Genomic DNA, 23275 nt, shown 5'->3' on the forward strand with positions numbered 1-23275 from the left:
ACCTGCCGACCCAGATGGGCCACGACTCCGACGCGCCGATCGCGCACGGCGAGGTCGGCAAGGTGGGCGTGGCCATCGACTCGATCGACGACATGAGGGTGCTGTTCGACGGGATCCCGCTGGGCGAGGTGTCGACGTCGATGACGATCAACGCGCCCGCGGCACTGCTGCTGCTCCTGTACCAGCTGGTGGCGGAGGAGCAGGGCGTGTCGGCCGACCGGCTGACGGGAACCGTCCAGAACGACGTCCTGAAGGAGTACATCGCGCGCGGGACGTACATTTTCCCGCCGAAGCCGTCCCTGCGGCTGATCGCGGACATCTTCCGGTACTGCCGGGCCGAGATCCCGAGATGGAACACCATCTCGATCTCCGGCTACCACATGGCCGAGGCGGGTGCCTCGCCCGCGCAGGAGATCGCTTTCACCCTCGCCGACGGCATCGAGTACGTCCGTACGGCCGTCGCCGCGGGCATGGGCGTCGACGACTTCGCGCCCCGCCTGTCCTTCTTCTTCGTGGCCCGTACGACGATCCTGGAGGAGGTGGCCAAGTTCCGTGCCGCCCGCCGGATCTGGGCCCGGGTGATGCGGGAGGAGTTCGGCGCCCGCGACCCCAAGTCGCTGATGCTGCGCTTCCACACGCAGACCGCCGGGGTGCAACTGACCGCCCAGCAGCCCGAGGTGAACCTGGTCCGGGTCGCGGTCCAGGGTCTCGCGGCGGTCCTGGGCGGCACCCAGTCCCTGCACACGAACTCCTTCGACGAGGCGATCGCGCTCCCCACGGACAAGAGCGCGCGGCTGGCGCTGCGCACCCAGCAGGTGCTCGCCCACGAGACGGACGTGACGGCGACGGTGGACCCGTTCGCGGGGTCGTACGCCGTCGAGCGGATGACGGACGACGTGGAGGCGGCGGCGCTGGAACTCATGCGGAGGGTCGAGGACCTGGGGGGAGCGGTCGCGGCGATCGAGCACGGTTTCCAGAAGGGCGAGATCGAGCGCAACGCCTACCGGATCGCGCAGGAGACGGACGCGGGGGAGCGCGTGGTCGTCGGCGTCAACCGCTTCCGGCTGGACCAGGAGGAGCCGTACGAGCCGCTCCGCGTCGACCCCGCGATCGAGGCCCGCCAGGCGGCCCGCCTGGCGACGCTGCGCGCGGAACGGGACCAGCGCGCGGTGGACCGCGCGCTCGCGGCCCTGAAGAAGGCCGCCGAGGGCGAGGCCAACGTGCTGTACCCGATGAAGGACGCGCTGCGGGCCCGGGCCACGGTCGGCGAGGTCTGCGACGCGCTGCGGACGGTGTGGGGCACGTATGTCCCCTCGGACACCTTCTGAACGGACGGCGTCCTTTCGGCCGCCACCTCACCGGTGGGCGTCCCTCAGGTCGTCTCGTCACCGGAGGACGGCGTCCCCTCGGCCCGCCGCCACCTCGTCGGAGGGCGCCTCGGAGGCCCTCCGCACGCACGTCTTCCGGCCCGGATCCGTTGTCACACCCCCGTGCGACACTCGTTCCATGTTCGGCGTCATCGATCTCCCCACGTACCTGGCGGGCCTGGTACTCATCGTCCTGCTGCCCGGCCCCAACTCCCTCTACGTCCTGTCCGTCGCCGCCCGGCGCGGGATACGCGCGGGGTACACCGCCGCCGCAGGCGTGTGGTGCGGGGACACCGTGCTGATGACGCTGTCGGCCGCCGGGGTCGCCTCGCTGCTCCAGGCCAACGCCGTGCTGTTCGGGATCGTGAAGTACGCGGGAGCCGGGTATCTGACCTGGCTGGCGGTCGGGATGCTGCGGGCCGCGTGGGGGATGTGGCGGAGCCGCAAGGAGAAGGCGGCGTACGCGGACGCGCCCGGCGCCGCCACCGACGAGCGGCCCTACCGCAGGGCCCTGGTCATCAGCCTCTTCAACCCGAAGGCGATCCTGTTCTTCGTCGCTTTCTTCGTGCAGTTCGTCGACCCGGGCTACGCCTATCCCGCCCTGTCGTTCGTCGTCCTCGGCGCCTTCGCCCAGCTCGCCAGCTTCCTCTACCTCACCGCGCTCATCTTCAGCGGCACGAAGCTGGCCGCGGCCTTCCGCCGCCGCAAGCGGCTCGCGGCGGGGGCCACCTCGGCGGCGGGCGCCCTGTTCCTGGGCTTCGCGGTCAAGCTGTCGCTGGCCAGTTCCTAGCGCGTCACCCCGACCCGGTCGGCGTACTCCGCCAGCCCCTCCGCCGTCCGCCCGGCCCAGCCCACGTAGCCGTCGGGGCGGACCAGGAAGACACCGGTGCCGTACGCCTCGTGGGACGGCACATGGACGGCGGGGAGCGCGCCCGCGGGGAGCGCGCCGACGTCCGGAGCGCCGGGGACCGCGGCGTCGTCGGTGTGGGGCAGCGGCGTGCCGACCGTCAGCAGCGTCCAGTGCGGTCCGCGGAACATGTCGAAGAGCCGTACGCCGTCCACCGGCGCGTCGGGCGCGCGGTCGCCCGCCCGCAGCGGGCCGTCGGCGGTCGTGCGGGTCTCCCGGGTGAGGGACGAGTCGCGATAGCCCAGCCCCAGCTGCCGGGTCGCCGCACCGCGGCGGGCCTCGCCGCGGTGGACCCGTGTGGACAGCCCGAGCATCTGCGCGGCGATGGGACGACGCTCTTCCTCGTAGGTGTCCAGGAGCGTGGCCGGCGCCTCCCCGCGCAGCACAGCGCCGAGCTTCCAGCCCAGGTTGTAGGCGTCCTGGACGCTGGTGTTCAGGCCCTGGCCGCCGGCCGGTGAGTGCACATGGGCCGCGTCTCCCGCGAGGAACACCCGGCCCGCCCGGAAGCGGTCCGCCAGCGCGGCCCGGGGCCGGAAGTCCGAGGCCCAGCGCACCTCGGTGACCTCCTCGGCGGCGAGGTGAGAGCGGGCGGCGACGACCTCGCGGACGCCGTCGAGGGAGACGTCGAGCGCGGTGCCGTCCGGGAACTGGGCGACGACCTGGAAGTCCTCCGTGCCCGCGAGCGGGCAGATCGCGAGGAAGCCGCCGGTGTCGTCGCGGGGCGGGAAGACGTGCCAGTTGTCGCGGTCCAGGCCGCTGATCCGGGCGTCCGCCACCAGGATCGGGTTCGGGTCGACCGTCTCACCCGTCATGTCGATGCCCAGGGTCCGGCGCACGACCGACCGGCCTCCGTCGGCGGCGACGACATACCTGGCACGCAGGACACCCGACCCCGCGCCTACGCCCGACTCCGCGCCTCCGCCCGCGACCCGGCCGCCCGCGCCAGACCCCGCACCCGAGCCGTCGGCGCCCGCGTCCCGGTCGCCCGCGCCGGAGGCGAAGCGCACGGTCACGCCGTCGTCGTCCTGTTCCAGGCCGGTCACCTCCCGGCCGAAGGCGACCCGCCCGCCCAGCTCGACGAGCCGCGCGTACAGGATCTCCAGCGTGCGCCACTGCGGCACCATCCACGGCTCGGCGTGCGCGGAGCCCCCCTCGCCGTCCTCGGCCGGGTCGAACATCCGGTGCTCGCCCACCCGCTTCCCGTTTTGCCAGATCATCCCGACCGGGTACGTGCCCCCGGCCGCGCGGATCGCGTCGAGCACCCCGAGGTCGTCGAAGACCTCCATCGTGCGCGGCTGGATGCCCTTGCCGCGCGATCCGGGCGCGAGCCCCTCGCCCCGCTCCACGACGAGCGCGTCCACGCCCCGCCGCGCGAGGTCGATGCCGAGCGCGAGACCGGTGGGACCGGCGCCGACGATCAGGACGTCCGTGTCCAGGGTCGTCTCCATGGCCGTCACTCTCCTTAACGTTGTTAAGTACTATCGGACGGAAGCGTGCCCTTAACGCTGTTAAGCTGTCAAGTGTGAGTACGGAACGACGCGCCCCCCTCGACCGCGAACGGGTCGCGGACACCGCCCTGAGGCTCCTGAACGAGGTGGGCCTGGAGGGTCTGACCCTGCGGGCCATCGCCAGGGAGCTGGACGTCAAGGCGCCGGCCCTGTACTGGCACTTCAAGGACAAGCAGGCGCTGCTCGACGAGATGGCGACGGAGATGTACCGCCGGATGGTCGCGGGCGCGTCCTCCGACCCCGACGACACCTGGCGGGACCGGCTGGTCAAGTCCGGGCGGGACCTGCGCGCCGCGCTGCTCGGCTACCGGGACGGCGCCAGGGTCTTCAGCGGCTCACGCTTCACCGGCATCCCGCACGCCGTCGAGATGGAACGGACCCTGCGCCTGTTCACGGAGTCCGGCTTCACCCTCGCCCAGGCCGTCCGCGCGACCAGTACGACGTACCTCTACACCCTCGGGTTCGTCACCGAGGAACAGGGCGTCCAGCCCGTGCCGGGCGAGCGCCGGGAGGGCTACGACGTGACCGAACGCGCCCGCCTGATGGCCGACTTCCCGTTGTCGGCCGAGGCGGGCGCGCTGATTTTCGAGGACTACGGCAGGCACTTCGAGGAGGGGCTCGCCGTGATCGTGGCGGGCATCGGGGCCCGGTTCGGGATCGAGTGAGTCCGGGGGTCAGTCGTGGGTGCCGAACCAATGGAAGTAGGAGACGTCCGTCTGGCCGAAATCGGTGGCGTAGACGGCGTCCCTGACGACTTCGTCCGTCCGCAGGTACCCGTCGCCCTCTCCGCCGACGGTGTCGTAGAGGTACCGGTTGGCAGCGTCGAAGTACCACCACTGGCCGGCGGCACCATTGCAGGTGCTCATCCAGACGGCGTTGGTGTTCGTCTTGTTGTCGGTCATCAGGCACAGACCGGTGTTCCGGTTCTTGAGCGCCTGGGCTTTGCCGGGGCCGTCGCCGACCCAGTCCCACTGCTGGCGGGTGCTGCCGACGCACGACGTGGCGAACGCGGTCCCGGTGTCCCCCGCGGTCAGGCACGTGCTGAACCGGCCGTTCGTGAATGTCCAGTAAGTGGACGCCGCTTGGGCGGAGGCCGGGAACACGAGTCCGGCCCCGGCGACGAGCGCCCCGACGGCACCTACGGCGGCAAGTCGGAGTTTCTTCACGTCAACCTCTTTCGTGCGAGCTGGTGGTGGAGAACGGGATGCCGGGCCGCCGGGCCGGGTTTCAGAAGACCTCCATCCCGTACCAGGACAGGGCCTCGTTGACCGGCTGGTAGAAGCTCTGGCAGGCATCGGAGTCGCTCCCGACCAGCAGTCCCAGCGCGGCGTCTCCGGCGAAGAGCGGTCCACCGCTGTCGCCATGGTCGCGGCAGATCTGTGCGACATCCATGCCGGTGGACGTCGGGCTGCCGTCGGACCAGTTGATGGTCTGGTTCCTGAAGATCACCGTGCCGCACGCGTACTTGCTCTTGTAGCCGGAGGCGCAGGCGGTCTCGTGGACCCTGCTGTCGCGCGAGTAGGTGATGTCCTGGGCGTCCCCGTTCGCGGCTTCGACGTTGCCGTAGTACGTCACGTCCGCGCTGTACGCCCGGATCAGACCGAAGTCGTTCCCGTCGGCGAGGTTGTGGCCGGTGGTGTAACCGATGTACGAACCGTCCGACTTGGACCAGTCGGTTCCCGACGTGTCGGTGCAGTGTCCCGCGGTGAGAATCGCCTTGTAGTTCGGATCCGACTTCTTTCGTACGGTGAAACCGTACGAACACGAGACGACGCCGTTCTGGATGTAGTCGCCGCCGTTGATGCCGCCCGCGGTCCGCCGGGTCTCACCGCTCGTACGTATGACGCGGACGGCCTTGCCGTAGGGCGCGACGAATTTCTTCAGCGCCGCGAGATCTCGCTCGCCGACCGTGCCGTCCGCGCTGACCACCACCTGGTTGGCCGGGACGTCGACGCCCCACATCGTCCCCGGGGTTCTGAAGCCGTCGTCGAGGCGCTTCTTGATGGACTCCAGGCGGGCGGTGTCGTACACCACCCGTCGGGGGATGGCTCCGGCCTTCTCGACCGCTGCCGCCGCCTCGCTGTCGGTGACATTGACGACGAACCTCTGCGTCCCGCGGTCCAGATAGACGCCGGCCGTGTGGGAGTCGCCCAGACGGTCGGCGATTCTCTGGCTCGCGTCACCGCTCGGCCCCGCCGTCACCCGGACGTCATGGGACGGCTGATCCGCTTGTGTCCGGGCGCTCACGTTCGGTGTGATGGTCATGAGGCCGGCGACGAGTGAGGTGAGCGCCAAAGCCTTGACGGTGGAAGGGAGAATGTTCCCGGTCATGCTTTCCGTACCCTTCGGTTGCTGTCGAATGGGAGATCGCCGAACAGGAGTTCCTTTTGGGCGAGTTCGCGTGGCCGAAGCCGGGACCGGCAGCGCGGCGAGCGGCTGCGGGGAGGACACGGCGGTGTCCGGGCGCGGCGAGTCGACCGGGGGTGGCGACGGTCGAAGCCGCAGGCGCCAGGGCGCCTGACCGTCGGGCTTCGGCGGTCGGGGCGGGCGTGGGCGGCCAGGTGCGCGCGCCGAACGTGATACGGCGTGGTGGATGGTGTCGGTGAGGGGCATGCCGCCGAGGGCGACAGCCGCCGGCCCGGTTTCGTCGGCCGGGCCGGGCCGCGCCCGTGACCGGCACGCTCGAATCAGTCGTGCGTGCCGGCCCACCGGTAGTAGGTGGCCCCGATGCCGGTCTGGTCGGGGTCGGTGGCGTAGACGGCGTCCTTGACGTCGCTCGTCCTGAGCAGACAGCCGGCGTTGTGGCCCAGCAGGTTGATGACGCTCTGGTTCTCGCCGTTGTAGTACCACCACTGGCCGGAAGCGCCGTCGCAGGTGCTCATCCAGACGGCGTTGGTGCCCGTCCTGTTGTCGGTCACCAGGCACAGGCCGGTGTTCCGGTTCTTGAGCTCCAGGTAGTCGCCGGGGCCGTCGCCGACCCAGTCCCACTGCTGCCGGGTGCTGCCGACGCACGACGTGGCGAACGCGGTCCCGCTGTCCCCCGCGGTCAGGCACGTGCCGAAGCGCGCGTTCTGGAACTGCCAGTAGGTGGGCGCCGCCTGCGCGGACGCCGGGAACAGGAGTCCGGCGCCGACGGCGAGAGCGCCGACCGTACCGACCGCCGCAAGACGGAGCTTCTTCACGACAACCTCTTTCACGAGAGCTGCGGGTGGACGACGGGACACCGGCGGCCCCGGGGCCGGACCGGGCCCGCTGTCGTCCCGGTCATCAGCATGTCGAGCTGTGGCGGATGAGGCCTTGGCGGTCAGAGCACACTCATGTGGCAATCCGTCGACTGAGGGCGCGGGACCGGTCGCGATAGTCGGTGGGCGGTATCCCGTACGCGGCCCGGAAGGCGCGGGTGAAGTCGGTGGCGCGGGGGAAACCCCAACGGGCGGCGATGACATGGACGGGAGTGCTGCCCTGAGCGGGGTCGGCGAGGTCGTAGCGGGCGCGCTCGAGGCGCTGGCGGCGGATCAGCGCGGCGACGGTCTCCTGCTCGCCCTGGAAGAGCCGGTGCAGGTAGCTGGGGGAGATGCCGTGCGCCGCGGCGATCGAACGGGGGCTCAACTCCGGGTCGGACAGGTGCCGTTGGATGAAGTTGGTGACGCGTGGGGCCAGAGCCCCCGGCTCGGGGGGTGACGGCGGTGCGGGGTCGGACCGCGCGGCACGGGCGAAGAGCGCCGCGACCAGTCCGTTCACCACCGTTCCCAGGCGCGGTCCGTCCGAGGGCATGAAGGCGTCGCTGTCGCGGGTGAGTTGGGTGAGGAACCGGGCCAGGAGAGCCCCGACACCGTCCCGGCTCGTCGCGCGGCGGCCCAGCGCCAGGTCCTCCTCGTCCAGCGGCGGGGGCAGCAGTGCCCGCGGGACGCTGATCCCGACCGCTCTGACCGGGCCGGTCCGGATCTCACGCGGCCGTGAGTCGTCGTAGCAGTAGAAGTCGCCCGCCCGGAGGGCCGTCTCGCGTCCCTCGTGGACGACGACCGCTTCCCCCTCCAGGAGAAGTGTCACGTGGTAGCACCGGCGGGCGGGTGGGCGCTCGGGCCGCGCGGTCAGGCGCAGAACGAGCCGGCGGCAGGTGGCCGACCACACCGAGGTGCCGCCGAGTTCCATACGTCGCAGCTCGCCCCGGCGGTCGCCTCCCCCTTCGCCACCTCCGCCGTCCGCGTCTCCCCGCTGTCCGCCGGTGCGACGGTCGGGCATGGCTGTGGATTCCCCCATGAACTCTCCCGTTGACGCGTGTGTGCGGGAGCGCGGCCGCCCCCGGAGAAGCCCCGGTGTGAACCCTGTGGGACGTGGTGCCGTCCGCCGGCCCGAGAGGTGCGTGTGATTCCCGCGGAACGGGAGGTGCCCCCTCTCGGGACAGGCGCCGAGAGGTCTCAGCCTCCGAGTGCGGAACCCACCGGCGACGGCATGCCGACCGGTGCGGCCGGGCGGCCGAGAGCCAGTTCCCGCACGTCGCTGGGCGGGATGCCGTAGGCGGCGCGGAAGGCGCGCGTGAAGGCGGAGTGGTCCTTGAAGCCCCACCGGGTCGCTATCCGGTGGACCGGTACGTCCCACAACCGTCGATCGGTGAGGTCGCGGTGGGCCCGTTCCAGACGCCGGCGGCGGATCAGCGCGGTGACCGTGGTGTCCCGGGCGCGGAAGAGGCGGTGCAGATAGCTGACGGATATGTGGTGAGCGGCGGCCACCTCCCGCGGCGACAGGTGCGGTTCGGGCAGGTGGTCGTGGATGTAGGTGTCGATGCGCAGGAGCAGGGACCGCCGACCGGACTCGTCCTCCGCCTCCGTGCCGGCATCGAGGTGGTGCGCGAGGGTGGCGGCCAGCAGGTCCAGCGCCACCGCGCTCAGTCGTGCGACGTCGGCGGACGGATGGCGGGCCGTGTCGGTGGTCACGTCGCTGAGGAACTGTGTGAGCAGCGCGCCGATCCCGTGGTTTCCGGGCAGTCGCGTCGCCAGCAGCCGTTCGGCCCGTCCGGCAGGGAGCGGCAGGAGAGCGCGGGGTGCCTGGGCACAGATCAGCGTCGCCGTTTCCAGGCCGGTCATCCGCACGCTGAAGGGCCGCGAACTGTCACAGAGCGCGAAGTCGCGCCCGATCAGTACCGCGCCGCGGTCCGCCTGCCGTACCTCCAGGACACCCCGCCGGGGAAAGATCACCGAGTACAGCTCGGGGTCGGAGCGGCGGACCGATCGCGTGGTGCGCCGTAATACGCACGGCGACGAGGTCAGCTCCACGACGTGCACCGGTCCGAGGTCCAGGGACCGTACCGTGGCACGTAAGTCCTCAGGGTCCGGGCAGGTCATACGCATCGGATGGCCGCTTCCGCGGAGGAAGTCGTCGAACCCGGCAAGTCGTTCCGCCGCCGGTAGAGCCGCGCTTCGAAATACCGTCCTGAGCACACATTCCCCCAGATCTCCGAATCTATCGAACACCTGATCGTCGATCATACGTGCCTACGGGACGCCGGGGTCGGGCCATGGAAGACGCCGGGGTCGCGCCACGGAAATGGAAGGCGTGTCGCTACCTCGTGTTCACCTGATAGTGGCCGAGGGGTTGATGTCCGGCATCGAACATCTCTTACGGTCGCTGAGGTCTGCCCCAGAGAGAGTCCAGGTGTTCGCGTGCCCCACCGCCCCCCAAAACTGTCCGTGATCGTGCCTTGTTTCAATATCGAAACGTACGTTCCGGAAACTGTGGCCAGCCTTGTCAACAACGCCGACGACGAATTCGAATTTTTGTTCGTCGAGGACCGGTCGACCAAGGACCAGACCTATGAGGCGCTGCTGGCACTGACGAAGCGGCTCAAGAACAGCAGGGTGATCCGGCACGAGAAGAACGGCGGCCTGGCCACCGCGCGCAACACCGGCATCGACGCGTCCGAAGGCCGCTACCTGACCTTCCTGGACGGCGACGACTGGCTGGCCCCCGGCTACCTGAGCGCCCTCGTGGACCGGATCGAGCGCCACGACGTCGACTTCGTGCGCACCGACCACGTCCAGGTCTTCGGTCTCGAACGGCAGATCCACCGGGCTCCCGAGGGGCGCCGGCACGTCGCGCTCGACCCGCGCACCTCGATCCTCCCCGTCGACGACACCACCATGGTCGACTACCCGTACGCCTGGGCAGGTGTCTACCACCGCCGTCTGCTCGACCGGGGCCTGCTGCGCTTCCACGACGGACTGCGCACCGCCGAGGACCGGCCCTGGATCTGGGAACTGCACCGCAGGGCCGAGTCCTACGCCGTCGCCAGCCTGCGCGGGGTCTTCTACCGCCGTGGCATCTCCAGTTCGCTGACCCAGATCGGCGACGTACGCCAGCTGGACTTCTTCCGCTCCTTCGACCTCGTCCTCGCCGAACTCGACGGCGACCCCGAGGCGGGCAGGCTGCGCAAGAAGGCGCTGCGCAACTACTGCGTCGTCATCGCCCACCAGCTGCTGGACCGAGGCCGGTTCGAGCGCAGCGTGCACGCCAAGCTGCGGCAGCTGGCCGGCGAGGCGCTCGGGCGGATGACGGAGGACGAACTCAACGAGGCACTCGTCGGCATGGGCGAGGAGCGCGTGCACACGCTGCGGCGCATACGCGGCGGTATGAAGGGAGTCGCGGCATGAGCGGCACGACACAGATCTTCTTCTCGGCCACGCAGTACGCGGCCGCGACCGTCACCGCCGCGATCCGCGCCGGCCTCTTCGGCCCGCGCACCGCCCACCGCCGCATCCTGGTGGTCAGCAACACCGCCGCCGTGCCCGAGGTCGGCACCCCGCTGGACCGGATGGCCGGGTTCGAGAAGCTGCGCCCCGAGTTCGACGAGGTGCGCTCGTGGAACGAGTTCATCTCCCCGCACCACCCGGCCGGCTGGTCGCCGCGCGCCCAGGACGCCCAGCTGTGGGAGAAGGCCGTACGCCTCGCCTGGGACCTCGGTGACGCGGACGTCGAGATCGCCTGCGAGTCCATCCAGGCCAACCCTTCCCGGGCGGTCGCCGACATCTTCGCGGACAGCCCGATCCACGTGTACGCGGACGGCCTGATGAGCTACGGGCCCACCCGTAACCGCATCCCGCACGGTATGAACAGCCGGATCGCCCGGGTGCTCCACCTCGACCTCATACCCGGACTGCGCCCGATGCTGCTGTCCGAGTACGGCGTCGAGCCCGAGCCGATCCCCAACGAGGCCATCGTCGAGGTCCTCGCCCAGATCGGTGAGGAAGGCGCCGGGATCCTCGCCGAGCTGCTGCCCGCGGGCGAGCGCCCCACGGCCGTGCTGCTCGGCCAGTACCTCTCCGCGATCGACCTCATCACCCAGGACGAGGAAGAGCAGCTGCACATCCGCATGCTGCGCGCCGCCGCCCGGGCCGGCCACGACAACGTCCTGTTCAAGCCGCACCCCAGCGCGCCCGCCGTCTACAGCAGGTCCCTGGAGGCGGTGGCCGGCGAGCTCGGAGTGACGCTCTCCGTCCTCAACGCCCCCGTCCTCGCCGAGACGGTCTTCGCGAACCTGAAGCCGGGCCTCGTCATCGGCTGCTTCTCCACCGCCCTGATGACCGCCGCCGCCTTCTACGGCATCCCGGTGGCGCGGGTCGGCACGGGCCTCCTGCTCGAACGCATCACGCCGTACGAGAACAGCAACCGCGTCCCGCTGACCATCATCGACGCGGCCCTGCCCGACGCGGAGCGCGAGACCCTCGGCGCCCCGCTCGAACTGGCCGCGCTGAGCGAGCGGCTCGCGCCGCTGGTGCGCACGGTCGGCTACTGCATGCAGTCCCGCAAGTACCCGGCCCTGCACGACGAGGCGGCCGCCTGGCTCACCGCCCATCTTGCCGAGCACGCCGGTTACTTCAAGAAGCGCCGGCTGACCACGCTCCGCCTCCCCGGCGGCAGCCCGGTCCGTGCGGAGGCCCTGCGCCGCCACCCGACGGTACGCAGGGTCGTACGCCGCATCCGGGCCGCCCAGTCCTGACCGGCGGCCGACCGGCACACAGACACAAAGGCACACAGGCACGAAGACGCGAAGGGCCGGGCCCCGTCCTCCACGGACGGGGCCCGGCCCTTCGCGTCGGCCGCCCGGATCCCGGGGGACGGGCGGCCGCGTTCGCGCGCTAGCGGCGCGGTACCACCAGCGCCCGCTTCAGGCGCGGTCCGAACGGCTTCTCCACCAGCTTGTGGATCAGCCAGGCGATGCCCAGCAGGCTCAGCACGCTGACGACGATCGTCGCGTAGGGCGGCAGACCGACTTCGCGGTTCAGCACCCGCACGAAGAACCAGCCCAGGTGCTCGTGGATCAGGTAGAAGGGGTACGTCAGCGCCCCCGCGACGGTCAGCCAGCGCCAGTTCGCCCAGCGGGTCCAGCCCACCGCCACCACCGCGACGGCGGCGAAGGCGAGGAAGACGATCGCCTGGATGACGTGCGGGTTGCGCTGGAAGTCGCCCTCCATGCCCGGGTGCCACAGGGCGGTCACCGAGTAGCGCTGGCCGAGCAGGAACGACATGAGCACGATGCCCCACAGCAGCAGGTCGTTGCCGTAGCGGTGGATCAGGTAGAGCGCCAGTCCGCCGATGAAGAAGGGCGCGTGGTCACGCATCACCAGTTCGTCGGTGAGCGGGTTGTCGGCGACCCGGGCGAAGACACCGGCCAGGATCCACAGGGCGCAGAACAGCACCACACGGCGGTAGGTGACGCCCCGCCAGACCACGAACAGGGCGAACATCGCGTAGAAGCGCACCTCGACCCAGAGCGTCCAGTCCACGCCCAGCACCCGGTCCACGCCCATCGGCTGCTGCAGCATCGTGAAGTTGACGAGGATCTCGTCCGAGCGCAGCGGGTGGACGACGACCGGCAGGATGTAGGCCGCCACGGTGACCAGGACGATCGCCACCCAGTACGCGGGGTACAGCCGGGCGACCCGGGAGCGGAAGAAGTCGCCCAGCGTGCGGCCCCAGCTGCTCATGCAGATCACGAAGCCGCTGATGACGAAGAAGAACTGCACACCGAGGCTGCCGTAGGTCGCGGCCTGGGACAGGGTGGGGAACATCAGGCCGGGCGACTGGTGCCAGGACTCGGCGATCGGGCCGTTCTTGCCGGCGAAGTGGTACATGCAGACCATCAGCGCGGCCATCAGCCGCAGCCCGTCCAGGGCGCGCAGCCGGTCCGAGCCGCGCGGACGGGGGGCGGCGGCGGCCTTCTCGGGGACCTGCACCCGCACGGTGGGCGCGGGGGCCGGGCTCGTCGGTGCCAGGGCCTGGTCAGCCGCGTTCATCCAAGGGGGCCTTTCTCAGTGGATTCGGGATCATGGTGACGTCGTGATCATTCATACGTTCGTCAAAAAAGCGACGCTACGAACCTGGGACGGATGACAGGGAATTCTGTGCTGACGCTCAGGCATCGGACGGATGTCCCCCAGATGAATGAGTTGGCGTCAGGTTGACGCCAGGGTTACGGAAAAGCGCGCCGCCCCCGGTCCGGTGAAGAAGCGGGGGTGACGCGCGGGGGCCGGGTCGCGCTAGCGCCGTGACAGTGCTCTGGCCCGACGCGCGAGACGGCGCACGGTCGCGTTGCGTGGAATGAAGGAGAGCTGCGCCGGTACGGCTCCCGGCAACGCCAGCGCGGTCAGCCGGCGGCGCTTGAAGTAGCGCCAGGTGTGCGGGTTCAGCTGATGGGAGAGGTACTCCTCCGCCGCGCCGCGCAGCCCTGGGTAGATCTTGGGCTGCATGGCGAAGCCGACCGCCTTGAGCAGCGCCGCCAGCTGGTCCACCCGCTCCGGTGACGGCATCGTCCACGCCTCCACCGCCGCCCGGTCGGCGAGGTCGGGCAGCAGTGCGTCGACGAGGGTCACCGGCACCCGGTTGCTGTTCTGGTACGGCGTGAGGCGGGCCAGCACGTTGTCGGTCCCGACGCGGGCGACCGGGATGCCGTACACACCCGCCGCCGTGAGCAGCGCGGTGGAGAAGCAGCCGACGGCCAGCGCGGGCCGGGTCCGCTGGAACACCACCTCGGCCAGGACCGGCCGCTCCAGCAGGGTGAGCTCGGCGCCGAGCCGGGCCGCCTCCTCCTCCAGCAGCCGCGACCAGCGCGCGGGCGCCACCGGATGCGGTTTGAAGACCAGGTGGCGGTGCCCGAGCGCGACCGCGCCGCGCACCATGCTCAGGTGCAGCTCCTCCTCCTCGGCGTCGCCGAGGATGCCGAGCGCGGAGAGGTACTGGCCCAGCAGCAGCGCCGGCGGTTCGTCGAAGACCGGCAGCTCGTTCTCGGTCTCCGCCAGCTCGCCCAGCACCTTGAGGAACGCCTCGCCCGGCACCAGCTCGGGTGCCACACCGAACTCGGTGAGCAGCAGCGGGGTGAGACCCGGCACGAGATCGAGGTGCAGCAGGCGCCCGATCCGGGTGCCGACCAGCGGATCGATCTTGTCCCGGGTGGGGCCATAGCTTATGAGGCCGTCCGCGTACACATCGACGGGAGCGCCGGTGAACAGCTGGCACAGCGCCAGCGACGGGTTGACCTGCACGGACTCGACGGCCAGCCGGACCTCGTCGTCACCGAGTCCCCACAGCAGCCGTACGTACCGCTCCCACATGGGGATGTCGTCGCCGCGCGGGCTCCAGCCACTGGGATGGAACGGCGCGATGGTCTCGTTCCAGGACAGCACCTCGTCGAAGCGCTCGGCGATCCGCGCGAAGCCCGGCATCTCGTCCACGGCCGGGGTGGTCTCGGGGTTGGCCGCGTTGTTGGTGACCAGCAGCAGCCGCCGGTCGGTCGGCTCGAACAGTCCGGCGTCCAGCGCGGCGGCCAGCGTCGCGGCTCCGTACAGGGTGGACGCGCAGAAGATCCGGGTGGTGCGAGGCATCAGGCGGCCACCGTCCGGGCGGACACGGGCCTGCGGCGCAGGCGGCGCAGCCGGCTCGCCCGCTGCGAGTCCATCGTGTCCATCACTTCCGCGAGCACGTCCTGCGGCATTCGCTTCAGGGCGGCGGAGCTCAGTGAGCGCAATTTTCGAGCCACGGCGGGTTCGAACCTCTCGATTGATCCGAGATGATGAGCCATGATCGCGCAATAGGTGCGCACTGCTTTCGGCAGCAGCTTATCCGCCTCGGGGTCGAGCGCCGTTTCCTCGATCACCTGGTCGAACGCGCGAATGAAATCGAGCTGCCGGACATCACCGATCTGGGTGAGCGAGGATGCGACCCCGCGCCGGTAGAAGACGCCCAGGAGGTTCACCGCGGCGAAGGACTCCGCCTCCCGGTGCAGCTTCCAGATCCACGGCCGGTCCTCGGCCGTGCGCAGTCCGTGGGTGAAGTGCAGCAGCCCCCGGTCGACGAGCCGGCGGTGGTAGATCCCCGCCCACGCGTACGCGTAGTCGACGGACGTGGACCGGTCGGCGGGCAGGATCGCCTCGCGCGGCTTCATCACCACGCCCCGCCGGCCGTGCGGCACCCGGTGCACCGCTCGCGCCCGCCCGGTGCACTGCACATGATCGGTACGCAGGAAGTCGCAGTTCAGCTCGTCCATGGCGGAGACCAGCTGCTCGTAGTAACCCGGGGCGAGCCAGTCGTCGCCGTCCAGGAACGTCAGGTATTCGCCGCGCGCCCGGTCGATCCCGGTGTTGCGCGCGGTCGCGAGTCCTCCGTTCTCCTCGTGTCTGACGAGGACCGCACCCGGCAACTCGCGCTCCGCGCGCGCGAGGATGTCCGGTGTCCCGTCGCGCGAGCAGTCGTCGACGAGAATGAACTCGAAGTCGTCACGAGTGTTCGCCCGCAGGCTCTTGAGAGTGTCCGGCGCGTATTGCTGCACGTTGTAGAACGGCACGATGACGGAGAGCTTGACCACCCGACCGACGTTAGAGGGCCGTCCGGCACCCGTCTTTACCATTGGTTTGATGTCAGGTGAACTGCGCGTGGCGAACCTGTGAACCAGGCCTTCGCAAGTGCCCTGGGGACCCGAAAACCCCATTCGTCGATCCGCTGTTAACCCTTTGTTGCTTTCAGGTTGGGCAGAACCTAGGAATGCCTTCCTACGGTCTACGACGTGCCAGCAAGTGCAACGAAGATCCTGCGAGTCGCCGTCCTCGCGGATTCCGACACCCGGTGGAAGTGGGGCGCGCTCACCGCGAAGCGCACTGTACCCACTAACACGGGCGAAACGGACATCCGCCTCGACGGCTACCTCCTGCGCGGCCGAGCCACCCCCACCGCCCGGCAGCTCCAGGAGGTCGGCGTCCACGCCGACTCCCTGCGCGAGGTGACCGCCGTCGAGTTCCTGCGCGCGATGGACGAGGAGTCGTACGACGTCCTCGTCATCGCCCTGGTCGGCGGTGGCGTCCAGGCGATGCTGCACGGCCTGCGGCACGTCTGGGCCGACCGCGCGAACCGGCCCGTCGTCGTCACCGGCTACGTCGGTGTCGTCTACGAGAAGCTCGCCGACGGCCTGCTGCTGCGGCACGGCGCCGACCTGGTGCTGGCCAACTCGCGCCAGGACGCGGACCGCTTCCGCGGCGTCTACGAGGGGGTCGGCGCCGACGCGTCGGCCGTCACGGAGGTGGCGCTCCCGTTCCTCGGTGGCGCCCCGTACACCGGCGAGCACGACCCGTACACGGTCGTCTTCGCCGCGCAGCCGTCCGTCCCGGCGAGCCGCAGGGAACGCACCTACCTGCTGGAGCGCCTGATCCGGCACGCCCGCAAGCACCCCGAACGCGAGGTGCTGCTCAAGCTGCGCTCCAAGCCCGGCGAGCACACCACGCACATCGAGGAGCTCCCGTACCAGAAGCTGGTGCAGCGGGCCGACCCGCCGTCCAACTTCCGCCTGGTCTACGGCCACATGGGCGAGGTCCTGGACCGCACCGACCTGCTGGTCACGATCAGCTCGACGGCCGCTCTGGAGGCCCTGCACCGCCGTATCCCGACCGTCGTCCTGACGGACCTGGGTGTGCGCGAGGTGCTCGGCAACCACCACTTCGTCGGCTCCGGCTGCCTCGCCTCCTGGGACCAGCTCGACGCCGGCCACCGTCCGACGCCGGACGAGGAATGGGTGGCCCGGCAGGGCGTCGCGGCCGACGGCTCCTACGACACGGCGTTCGACGCGGCCCGCGCCCGGATCACCAAGCTCCTCGACCGCCCCGGCGGGCTGCCGCCGCTGGCCCCGTACTACACGCCCGAGACCGCGCCCGGATACCTGCCGGGCATCCTCGCCCGCCACCACCTCGCCCCCGACGGCGCCCCGCTGCCCGGGGCGCCGGCCACCGACAAGGAGCCGGGCGCGGTCCGGCAGATCGTCCGCCGGGCGGCCCGCGGCGCCTACCGGCACGGCGTGCAGCGCGTGGCGCCCGTGATCCGGCGGATGGGCGAGCTGTGAGCGCCGCCGAGACAACTGCCCAAGGAGTAGATGCCATGTCCAACCCGGAAGCGGGCCAAGGCGCTTCGGTGCGCCGGGTGCTCGCGGTGATTCCCGCCCGCGGCGGCTCCAAGGGTGTGCCCGCGAAGAACCTCGCCGCCGTCGGCGGTGTCCCGCTCGTGACCCGCGCCGTGCGCGAGTGCCGGGCCTCGCGGCTGGTGACGGACGTCGTCGTCTCCACCGACGACCAGGCCATAGCGGTCGCGGCCCGCCAGGCCGGCGCCGAGGTCGTGCTGCGGCCCGCCGCCATCGCCGGCGACACCGCCACCTCCGAGGCCGCCGTCCTGCACGCCATGGACGCCCACGAGGCGCTGCACGGCTCCCCGGTCGACGTGGTGCTGCTCGTCCAGTGCACCAGCCCGTTCATCGTCCGTGAGGACATCGACGGGGTGGCCGGCGCGGTCGTCGAGAACGGCGCCGACACGGCCGTGACCGTGGCCCCCTTCCACGGCTTCATCTGGCGCGACGGCACGGACGAGATCAACGCCGCCGAGACCGACGGTGAGGCGTCCACGGGCGGGTACGGCGTCAACCACGACAAGTCCTTCCGCCCCCGCCGCCAGGACCGCCCGCAGGACCTGCTGGAGACCGGCGCCGCCTACGCCATGGCGGCCGAGGGCTTCCGCGAGCACCAGCACCGCTTCTTCGGCCACACCGAGCTGGTCCGCACGGACCCGGCCCGCGTGCTGGAGATCGACGACCCGCACGACCTGGCCCGCGCCCGCGCGCTGGCCCCGCTGTTCGACGCGGACCGCCCCGGTTCGCTGCCGACCGCCGACGACATCGACGCGGTCGTACTGGACTTCGACGGCACCCAGACCGATGACCGGGTGCTGATCGACTCCGACGGACGGGAGATCGTCTCCGTGCACCGCGGAGACGGGCTCGGCATCGCCGCCCTGCGCAAGAGCGGCCTGAAGATGCTGATCCTGTCCACGGAACAGAACCCGGTCGTCGCCGCCCGGGCTCGGAAGCTCAAGCTCCCGGTCCTGCACGGCATCGACCGGAAGGACCTCGCACTGAAGCAGTGGTGCGAGGAGCAGGGCATCGCGCCGGAGCGCGTGCTCTACGTCGGCAACGACGTCAATGACCTCCCGTGCTTCGCCCTCGTCGGCTGGCCCGTGGCGGTCGCGAGCGCCCACGACGTCGTGCGCGGCGCCGCACGCGCGGTCACCACCATCCCCGGTGGCGACGGCGCCATCCGAGAGATCGCCAGCTGGATCCTCGGCCCCTCTCTCGACACCCTCACCAAGTAAGGACATCTCTGCCATGAGCACCAACTCCCGTCTGCGCTCGTTCGGTTCGAAGACCGCCGGCCCGGGTCAGCCCGTGTACGTCGTCGGCGAGATCGGCATCAACCACAACGGTGAGCTGGAGAACGCCTTCAAGCTGATCGACGCCGCCGCCGAGGCCGGCTGCGACGCCGTGAAGTTCCAGAAGCGCACCCCGGAGATCTGCACCCCGCGCGACCAGTGGGACATCGAGCGCGACACCCCCTGGGGCCGGATGACGTACATCGACTACCGCCACCGCGTGGAGTTCGGCGAGGACGAGTACCGCCAGATCGACGAGTACGCCAAGAGCAAGAACATCGACTGGTTCGCCTCCCCGTGGGACACCGAGGCCGTCGCCTTCCTGGAGAAGTTCGACGTCCCGGCCCACAAGGTCGCCTCCGCCTCCCTGACCGACGACGAGCTGCTGCGCGCCCTGCGCGCCACCGGCCGCACGGTCATCCTCTCCACGGGCATGTCCACCCCGAAGCAGATCCGCCACGCGGTCGAGGTCCTCGGCTCGGACAACATCCTGATGTGCCACGCCACGTCGACCTACCCGTCGGTGGCCGAGGAGCTCAACCTCCGCGTCATCAACACCCTCCAGGCCGAGTACCCGAACGTCCCGATCGGCTACTCCGGTCACGAGACGGGCCTGCAGACCACGCTCGCCGCGGTCGCCCTCGGCGCCACCTTCGTCGAGCGTCACATCACCCTCGACCGCGCCATGTGGGGTTCGGACCAGGCCGCCTCGGTCGAGCCGCAGGGCCTGACCCGCCTCGTCCGCGACATCCGCACCATCGAGGCCTCCCTCGGTGACGGTGTCAAGAAGGTCTACGACTCCGAGCTCGGCCCGATGAAGAAGCTGCGCCGCGTCAACGGTGTCGTCGCCGAGGCGGAGATCGCCGCTGCGGCGGGCGAGCCGGTCCAGGTCTGAGTCCGCGTGTGACTTCGAGTCCGACATCGAGTGGCTTACGGGACGGTCGTACGTCGATGAACCCTCGCGCCGGTACCACCGGCACCCCCCACACCCTGGCCTTCGTCGAGAGCCCGGTGCAACTTCTCAACGTGCTCGAATGGGCACACGCACACGGACTTGGCGGCCAGGAGAGGTCCGGCACGGGGTTCACCCTCGTCGTCCTGTCCCCGATGGACCCGATGACCCGGGGCCAGCTCCGCCGCATGGCCGAGCTGGCCCGGGAAGAAGGACACGAAGTCCGTTGGGAGGAGGCGCGCGGCGGCACGGCCGCGCCCTTCAGAACCATCGGCGGTCTGTCCCGGCTGCTGCGCCGGGCGGAACGTGTGGTGATGGGAGACCCCTTCTCCCGCTATGTGCAGCTGTTGCTCACCATCACCCGGGCCCGCGACCTCGTCGTGGTCGACGACGGCACGGCGACGATGGAGTTCGTCGCCCAGCTGGCCCGCGGTGAGCGACTGGTGCGCTGGCATCGCAAGGGGGGCCGGCCCGGCCCGCGTGACGTGCTGTTCGCCCCGGTGTCGTCGTCGGCCCGGCGCCGGCTGACACCGGGCGACGGGCGGCGGGTCGAGATCTTCTCCTCGATGCCGATCGAGGAGGCGCCGGAAGGCGTGACGATCACGGCCAACACCTTCGCCTGGACCCGCGCCCGCTTCGGCCCGCCCCGGGTCGCCAAGGGCGCGGACCTGGTCGGCACCTCGCTGGTGGAGACCGGCGTGGTGGACGCCGACCGGTACGTGGAGGCGGTGCGGGCGCTGGCCAAGGCGCACGGCGCCACCCGGTACTTCGCACACCGCCGGGAGAGCACCGAGAAGCTCCACCGGCTGGCGGGGGAGACGGGACTGGAGATCGTCCGCCCCGAACTCCCGCTCGAACTGATCGCCCGACGGGGTCCGATCGGACGCACGATCCTCAGCTTCCCCTCGACGGTCGTCCACACGCTGCCGCTCGCGCTGGTCGGCACCGAGGTGCGGGTCGCGGTGTGCGACATCGACCCCGGCTGGCTGACGGAGAACGCCTCGCCCCGCGCCCAGGGCTTCCTGTCGGGCGTCACGGGCACGGCACGTGACGTCACACGGCTGTCGGCGGTGAGCGCGGTCTAGGAACCGCCCGGCCGGGATCCGTGCGGCGGCGCGGATCCCGGCCGGCAGACGGAACGGGGCCAGGTCCACGACCTGGCCCCGTTCCGCGTGTCCGGCCGGGTCCAGGGCCTGTCCCCGTCGTGTCCGGCCAAGTCCGTGGTCGTCCGGTCAGTCGATGGTCGTCCGGTCAGGTCCAGGGTGTGGCCCGGTCCGCCCAGTCCTCCGCGCCCTCGGCGTCCCGCCCGGGCCTGCGCGCGAGGAGGAACGCCCGTGGGCGCGTCTCGTCGGCCAGGGGGCCACGCAGGAGACGCGCCTGGAGCCGGAAGCCGGTCTTCGCGAGGAGGTCGGCCACCGTGTCCGGGGTGCGCCAGTAGTAGTCGAGCGAGATCTCGTGGCCGAAGCGCTCCGAGAGATGCAGTCCGCCCTCCTCGTCACCCGACTGGAACCCCAGCAGCACATGGCCCCCGGGTTGCAGTACCCGGTGGAACTCGGCGAAGAGCGCCGGCAGGTGGTCGTCCGGGATGTGGATGATCGAGTAGAGGGCGAGCACCCCGCCCAGGGTCGCGTCCGGCAGGTCCAGCGACGTCATCGACCCCACGTGGAAGCGGAGCGCGGGATGCGCCTTCCGGGCCAGGGCCACCATCCGGGGGGACAGATCGACCCCGAAGACCGGGACGCCCAGGCCGTGGAGTCTGGCGGTGACGTCGCCGGGCCCGCTGCCCAGATCGGCGACGGGCGCCGCGCCGCGCTCCTTCACCAGTTCGGCGAAGGCGACGACGAGGGACCGGTCGACCGGTAGCCCGCCGAGGCCGTCGGGGAACCGGGCGGCGTAGTCGTGGGCGATGGCGTCGTACGAGGCCCGGGTCGCCGTGATGAAAGCCGCGGAGGGGACACTGTTCTCGGGGTGGGTCACGGAGCCGGACGTTACCGAGGGCTCCGTCGCCCCGTCCGCCCGTTCATCGAGGATTCCTCCCCCGGACGGCTTCGCGACCGGACAGGTGTGGAGCCACTCTCCTGCCACAGTGCCATCCCGATAGGTGAACAGAACGGCGTGGGTACAGCGAGGCGTGGTATGCCTGAAGAGTGGGTGGGTGCGTAGCTCGTCCGGAAAAGCGGTCGAGTTTACCCGTCCACGTCGTTGTCTATGCGTCCGGCGGCCAGTTTTTCTTCCCCTAACGGGCTGAAGTTTTGTTGATCGAGGGTCAGTCGGCCGCCCCCGAGTCCTACCCTTCAGAGGGTGAAGCAATTGATGTCCCGAGAGTCCGAGGCCGATCTCCCCGGGGATGCCGTGCTCCCCGGCGCGCTGCCCGAGGCACTGCGCGCCGAACTCGTCGCCTTCCGGCGCGACCTGCACATGCATCCCGAGCTCGGCAACCAGGAGTTCCGCACCACGGCGGCGATCAAGGAGCGGCTCGAGCGAGCCGGCCTGAAGCCACGGGTGCTCGCCGTCGGGACCGGACTCGTCTGTGACATCGGCGCGGCCGGCGGGGCGTGGGACGGCGGCCCCGGCATGCTCGCCCTGCGCGCGGACATCGATGCCCTGCCCATTCCGGACATGAAGGCCGAGTGCGCGTACCGCTCCACCGTGCCCGACAGGGCGCACGCCTGCGGACACGACGTGCACACGACCGTCGTCCTGGGCGCCGGACTCGTCCTCGCCGACCTGCACGAGAGGGGCCTGCTGCCCCGGCCCGTGCGGCTGATCTTCCAGCCCGCAGAGGAGGTGCTGCCGGGCGGCGCCGCCGACGCGATCGAGTGCGGGGCCCTGGAGGGGGTGCGGCAGATCATCGCCGTGCACTGCGATCCCAGGGTCGACGCCGGGCGGATCGGTCTGCGGGAGGGTGCCATCACCTCCGCCTGCGACCGGCTGGAGATCGCCCTCGGCGGGCCCGGCGGCCACACCGCGCGCCCCCATCTGACCACCGACCTCGTCACGGCCGCGGCCCGGGTCGCCACCGACGTGCCCGCGATCGTCGCCCGGCGCGTCGACACGCGCAGCGGGCTGGCGGTGACCTGGGGGCGGATCGAGTCGGGACACGCGCCGAACGTCATCCCGCAGCGGGCCGAGCTCTCCGGCACCGTGCGCTGCCTGGACATCGACGCGTGGCGGCAGGCGCCCGACGTCGTGGTCGCCGCGATCGACGAGGTCGCCAACCTGCACCGGGCCAAGTCCGAGATCAACTACGTGCGCGGTGTCCCGCCGGTGGTGAACGACCCGGACGTGACCGACCTGCTGCGGGACGCCATGACCGTGCGGCGCGGCGCGGAGTCCGTCGAGGGCACCGAGCAGAGCCTCGGCGGTGAGGACTTCTCCTGGTACCTGGAGCAGGTGCCGGGCGCCCTGGCCAGGCTCGGGGTGCGCACGCCCGGTGAGCGCACGGTGCGCGATCTGCACCAGGGCGACTTCGACGCCGACGAGTCCGCGATCACGGTCGGCGTGGAGCTGTTCACGGCCGCGGCCCTGCTGGACGCGACGCGCTGAGGCGCCCCGAGACCTGCGCGGGCGCCCCGGGGCCTGCCGAGGCGCGCCGAGCGGGGTGGTGCGCGGGGGAAGTGAAGGGGTGCCTGGTGCGCACCCCTTCGTCCGCTTGTGTCACCCGGCCGTAACCGGTGGCGGGTGAATGTAACCCGTCGTCGGCACGAATCGATAACGGCCGCGAGAAACCCCGTTCCCCTCCCCTTCTACGCGCGTTACTCTGCGCCGGAATCGCCACCTGAGGCGGCGCAAGGGGAAGCGGGCCGGCGACGGT

Annotated in this window: 20 protein-coding genes; 10 read left to right on the top strand and 10 right to left on the bottom strand. The window is 70.8% G+C overall.

The window, feature by feature from the left end:
• Together ACWCQK_RS36935 and leuE are read left to right on the top strand one after the other, a co-directional pair.
• A partial coding sequence (locus ACWCQK_RS36935; protein ID WP_451162783.1) for an acyl-CoA mutase large subunit family protein occupies positions 1 to 1328 on the top strand: 1328 nt, incomplete at its 5' end.
• Positions 1329 to 1506: 178 nt separating this feature from the next.
• The gene (gene leuE / locus ACWCQK_RS36940) at positions 1507 to 2157 is read left to right on the top strand and encodes a leucine efflux protein LeuE (RefSeq protein ID WP_451162785.1); all 651 of its coding nucleotides are present in this window, start codon (positions 1507 to 1509) and stop codon (positions 2155 to 2157) included.
• Here the strand turns inward: leuE and ACWCQK_RS36945 are convergent.
• The gene (locus ACWCQK_RS36945; protein WP_451162787.1) at positions 2154 to 3722 is read right to left on the bottom strand and encodes an FAD-dependent monooxygenase; all 1569 of its coding nucleotides are present in this window, start codon (positions 3720 to 3722) and stop codon (positions 2154 to 2156) included. The two genes, leuE and ACWCQK_RS36945, sit on opposite strands and share 4 nt — an antisense overlap.
• 74 nt (positions 3723 to 3796) lie before the next feature.
• Between ACWCQK_RS36945 and ACWCQK_RS36950 the strand changes: the two genes are divergently transcribed.
• The gene (locus ACWCQK_RS36950) at positions 3797 to 4447 is read left to right on the top strand and encodes a TetR/AcrR family transcriptional regulator C-terminal domain-containing protein (protein WP_451162789.1); all 651 of its coding nucleotides are present in this window, start codon (positions 3797 to 3799) and stop codon (positions 4445 to 4447) included.
• A gap of 9 nt (positions 4448 to 4456) precedes the next feature.
• Here the strand turns inward: ACWCQK_RS36950 and ACWCQK_RS36955 are convergent, their stop codons facing one another.
• The 5 genes from ACWCQK_RS36955 to ACWCQK_RS36975 all read right to left on the bottom strand — a co-directional run bounded on the left by ACWCQK_RS36955 (position 4457) and on the right by ACWCQK_RS36975 (position 9124).
• Positions 4457 to 4948 (bottom strand): RICIN domain-containing protein, encoded by a 492-nt coding sequence (locus ACWCQK_RS36955; protein ID WP_451162791.1) that lies wholly within the window; start codon positions 4946 to 4948, stop codon positions 4457 to 4459.
• 61 nt (positions 4949 to 5009) lie between these two features.
• Positions 5010 to 6113 (bottom strand): S1 family peptidase, encoded by a 1104-nt coding sequence (locus ACWCQK_RS36960; protein ID WP_451162793.1) that lies wholly within the window; start codon positions 6111 to 6113, stop codon positions 5010 to 5012.
• Between the two features lie 356 nt (positions 6114 to 6469).
• Positions 6470 to 6964 carry an RICIN domain-containing protein gene (locus tag ACWCQK_RS36965; protein WP_451162795.1) on the bottom strand — a complete coding sequence of 165 codons (495 nt, stop codon included), beginning with the start codon at positions 6962 to 6964 and terminating at the stop codon, positions 6470 to 6472.
• A gap of 133 nt (positions 6965 to 7097) precedes the next feature.
• Positions 7098 to 8042, bottom strand: coding sequence for a helix-turn-helix domain-containing protein (locus tag ACWCQK_RS36970; RefSeq protein ID WP_451162797.1), 945 nt, complete (start codon positions 8040 to 8042; stop codon positions 7098 to 7100).
• A gap of 158 nt (positions 8043 to 8200) precedes the next feature.
• The gene (locus tag ACWCQK_RS36975) at positions 8201 to 9124 is read right to left on the bottom strand and encodes a helix-turn-helix domain-containing protein (protein WP_451162799.1); all 924 of its coding nucleotides are present in this window, start codon (positions 9122 to 9124) and stop codon (positions 8201 to 8203) included.
• 318 nt (positions 9125 to 9442) lie between these two features.
• Here ACWCQK_RS36975 and ACWCQK_RS36980 point away from each other — a divergent pair, with 318 nt between their 5' ends.
• Positions 9443 to 10429 (top strand): glycosyltransferase family 2 protein, encoded by a 987-nt coding sequence (locus ACWCQK_RS36980; protein WP_451162801.1) that lies wholly within the window; start codon positions 9443 to 9445, stop codon positions 10427 to 10429.
• Positions 10426 to 11775 carry a polysialyltransferase family glycosyltransferase gene (locus ACWCQK_RS36985; RefSeq protein WP_451162803.1) on the top strand — a complete coding sequence of 450 codons (1350 nt, stop codon included), beginning with the start codon at positions 10426 to 10428 and terminating at the stop codon, positions 11773 to 11775. Before ACWCQK_RS36980 ends, ACWCQK_RS36985 begins: the two co-directional genes overlap by 4 nt.
• 139 nt (positions 11776 to 11914) lie before the next feature.
• Here the strand turns inward: ACWCQK_RS36985 and ACWCQK_RS36990 are convergent, their stop codons facing one another.
• From ACWCQK_RS36990 to ACWCQK_RS37000, 3 genes are all read right to left on the bottom strand, one after another.
• Positions 11915 to 13072 carry an acyltransferase family protein gene (locus ACWCQK_RS36990; RefSeq protein WP_451162805.1) on the bottom strand — a complete coding sequence of 386 codons (1158 nt, stop codon included), beginning with the start codon at positions 13070 to 13072 and terminating at the stop codon, positions 11915 to 11917.
• 243 nt (positions 13073 to 13315) lie between these two features.
• Positions 13316 to 14656 carry a polysialyltransferase family glycosyltransferase gene (locus tag ACWCQK_RS36995; RefSeq protein ID WP_451162807.1) on the bottom strand — a complete coding sequence of 447 codons (1341 nt, stop codon included), beginning with the start codon at positions 14654 to 14656 and terminating at the stop codon, positions 13316 to 13318.
• Positions 14656 to 15636 (bottom strand): glycosyltransferase family 2 protein, encoded by a 981-nt coding sequence (locus ACWCQK_RS37000; RefSeq protein ID WP_451162809.1) that lies wholly within the window; start codon positions 15634 to 15636, stop codon positions 14656 to 14658. The genes ACWCQK_RS36995 and ACWCQK_RS37000 overlap by 1 nt, the downstream gene beginning before the upstream one ends.
• 198 nt (positions 15637 to 15834) lie before the next feature.
• On the opposite strand from ACWCQK_RS37000, the gene ACWCQK_RS37005 reads away from it, so the two are divergent.
• The 4 genes from ACWCQK_RS37005 to ACWCQK_RS37020 are packed head-to-tail and all read left to right on the top strand — an operon-like array spanning position 15835 to position 20546.
• A complete protein-coding gene (locus ACWCQK_RS37005) occupies positions 15835 to 17157 on the top strand; it encodes a DUF6716 putative glycosyltransferase (RefSeq protein ID WP_451162811.1) in 1323 nt (440 codons plus the stop codon).
• A 35-nt stretch (positions 17158 to 17192) separates the two neighbouring features.
• Entirely contained in the window at positions 17193 to 18452 is a 1260-nt protein-coding gene (locus tag ACWCQK_RS37010; RefSeq protein ID WP_451162813.1) for a cytidylyltransferase domain-containing protein, read from the top strand.
• Positions 18453 to 18465: 13 nt separating this feature from the next.
• A complete protein-coding gene (locus ACWCQK_RS37015; protein ID WP_451162815.1) occupies positions 18466 to 19404 on the top strand; it encodes an N-acetylneuraminate synthase family protein in 939 nt (312 codons plus the stop codon).
• A 56-nt stretch (positions 19405 to 19460) separates the two neighbouring features.
• Complete coding sequence (locus tag ACWCQK_RS37020; protein ID WP_451162817.1) at positions 19461 to 20546, top strand: hypothetical protein; 1086 nt, start codon at positions 19461 to 19463, stop codon at positions 20544 to 20546.
• 166 nt (positions 20547 to 20712) lie between these two features.
• Here the strand turns inward: ACWCQK_RS37020 and ACWCQK_RS37025 are convergent, their stop codons facing one another.
• Positions 20713 to 21438 carry a class I SAM-dependent DNA methyltransferase gene (locus tag ACWCQK_RS37025; RefSeq protein WP_451162819.1) on the bottom strand — a complete coding sequence of 242 codons (726 nt, stop codon included), beginning with the start codon at positions 21436 to 21438 and terminating at the stop codon, positions 20713 to 20715.
• A 336-nt stretch (positions 21439 to 21774) separates the two neighbouring features.
• Here ACWCQK_RS37025 and ACWCQK_RS37030 point away from each other — a divergent pair, with 336 nt between their 5' ends.
• Entirely contained in the window at positions 21775 to 23007 is a 1233-nt protein-coding gene (locus tag ACWCQK_RS37030) for an amidohydrolase (RefSeq protein WP_451162821.1), read from the top strand.
• Positions 23008 to 23275 lie beyond the last annotated feature (268 nt).

The organism is Streptomyces sp. NPDC002306, assembly GCF_053593435.1.

Coding starts and splice junctions, on each gene's coding strand:
- ACWCQK_RS37030 (WP_451162821.1), top strand. CDS start 21,775: ATGTCCCGAGAGTCCGAGGCCGATCTCCCCGGGGATGCCGTGCTCCCC.
- ACWCQK_RS37020 (WP_451162817.1), top strand. CDS start 19,461: ATGAACCCTCGCGCCGGTACCACCGGCACCCCCCACACCCTGGCCTTC.
- ACWCQK_RS36960 (WP_451162793.1), bottom strand. CDS start 6,113: ATGACCGGGAACATTCTCCCTTCCACCGTCAAGGCTTTGGCGCTCACC.
- leuE (WP_451162785.1), top strand. CDS start 1,507: ATGTTCGGCGTCATCGATCTCCCCACGTACCTGGCGGGCCTGGTACTC.
- ACWCQK_RS37010 (WP_451162813.1), top strand. CDS start 17,193: ATGTCCAACCCGGAAGCGGGCCAAGGCGCTTCGGTGCGCCGGGTGCTC.
- ACWCQK_RS36975 (WP_451162799.1), bottom strand. CDS start 9,124: ATGACCTGCCCGGACCCTGAGGACTTACGTGCCACGGTACGGTCCCTG.
- ACWCQK_RS36970 (WP_451162797.1), bottom strand. CDS start 8,042: ATGGGGGAATCCACAGCCATGCCCGACCGTCGCACCGGCGGACAGCGG.
- ACWCQK_RS37015 (WP_451162815.1), top strand. CDS start 18,466: ATGAGCACCAACTCCCGTCTGCGCTCGTTCGGTTCGAAGACCGCCGGC.
- ACWCQK_RS36985 (WP_451162803.1), top strand. CDS start 10,426: ATGAGCGGCACGACACAGATCTTCTTCTCGGCCACGCAGTACGCGGCC.
- ACWCQK_RS36945 (WP_451162787.1), bottom strand. CDS start 3,722: ATGGAGACGACCCTGGACACGGACGTCCTGATCGTCGGCGCCGGTCCC.
- ACWCQK_RS36995 (WP_451162807.1), bottom strand. CDS start 14,656: ATGCCTCGCACCACCCGGATCTTCTGCGCGTCCACCCTGTACGGAGCC.
- ACWCQK_RS36990 (WP_451162805.1), bottom strand. CDS start 13,072: ATGAACGCGGCTGACCAGGCCCTGGCACCGACGAGCCCGGCCCCCGCG.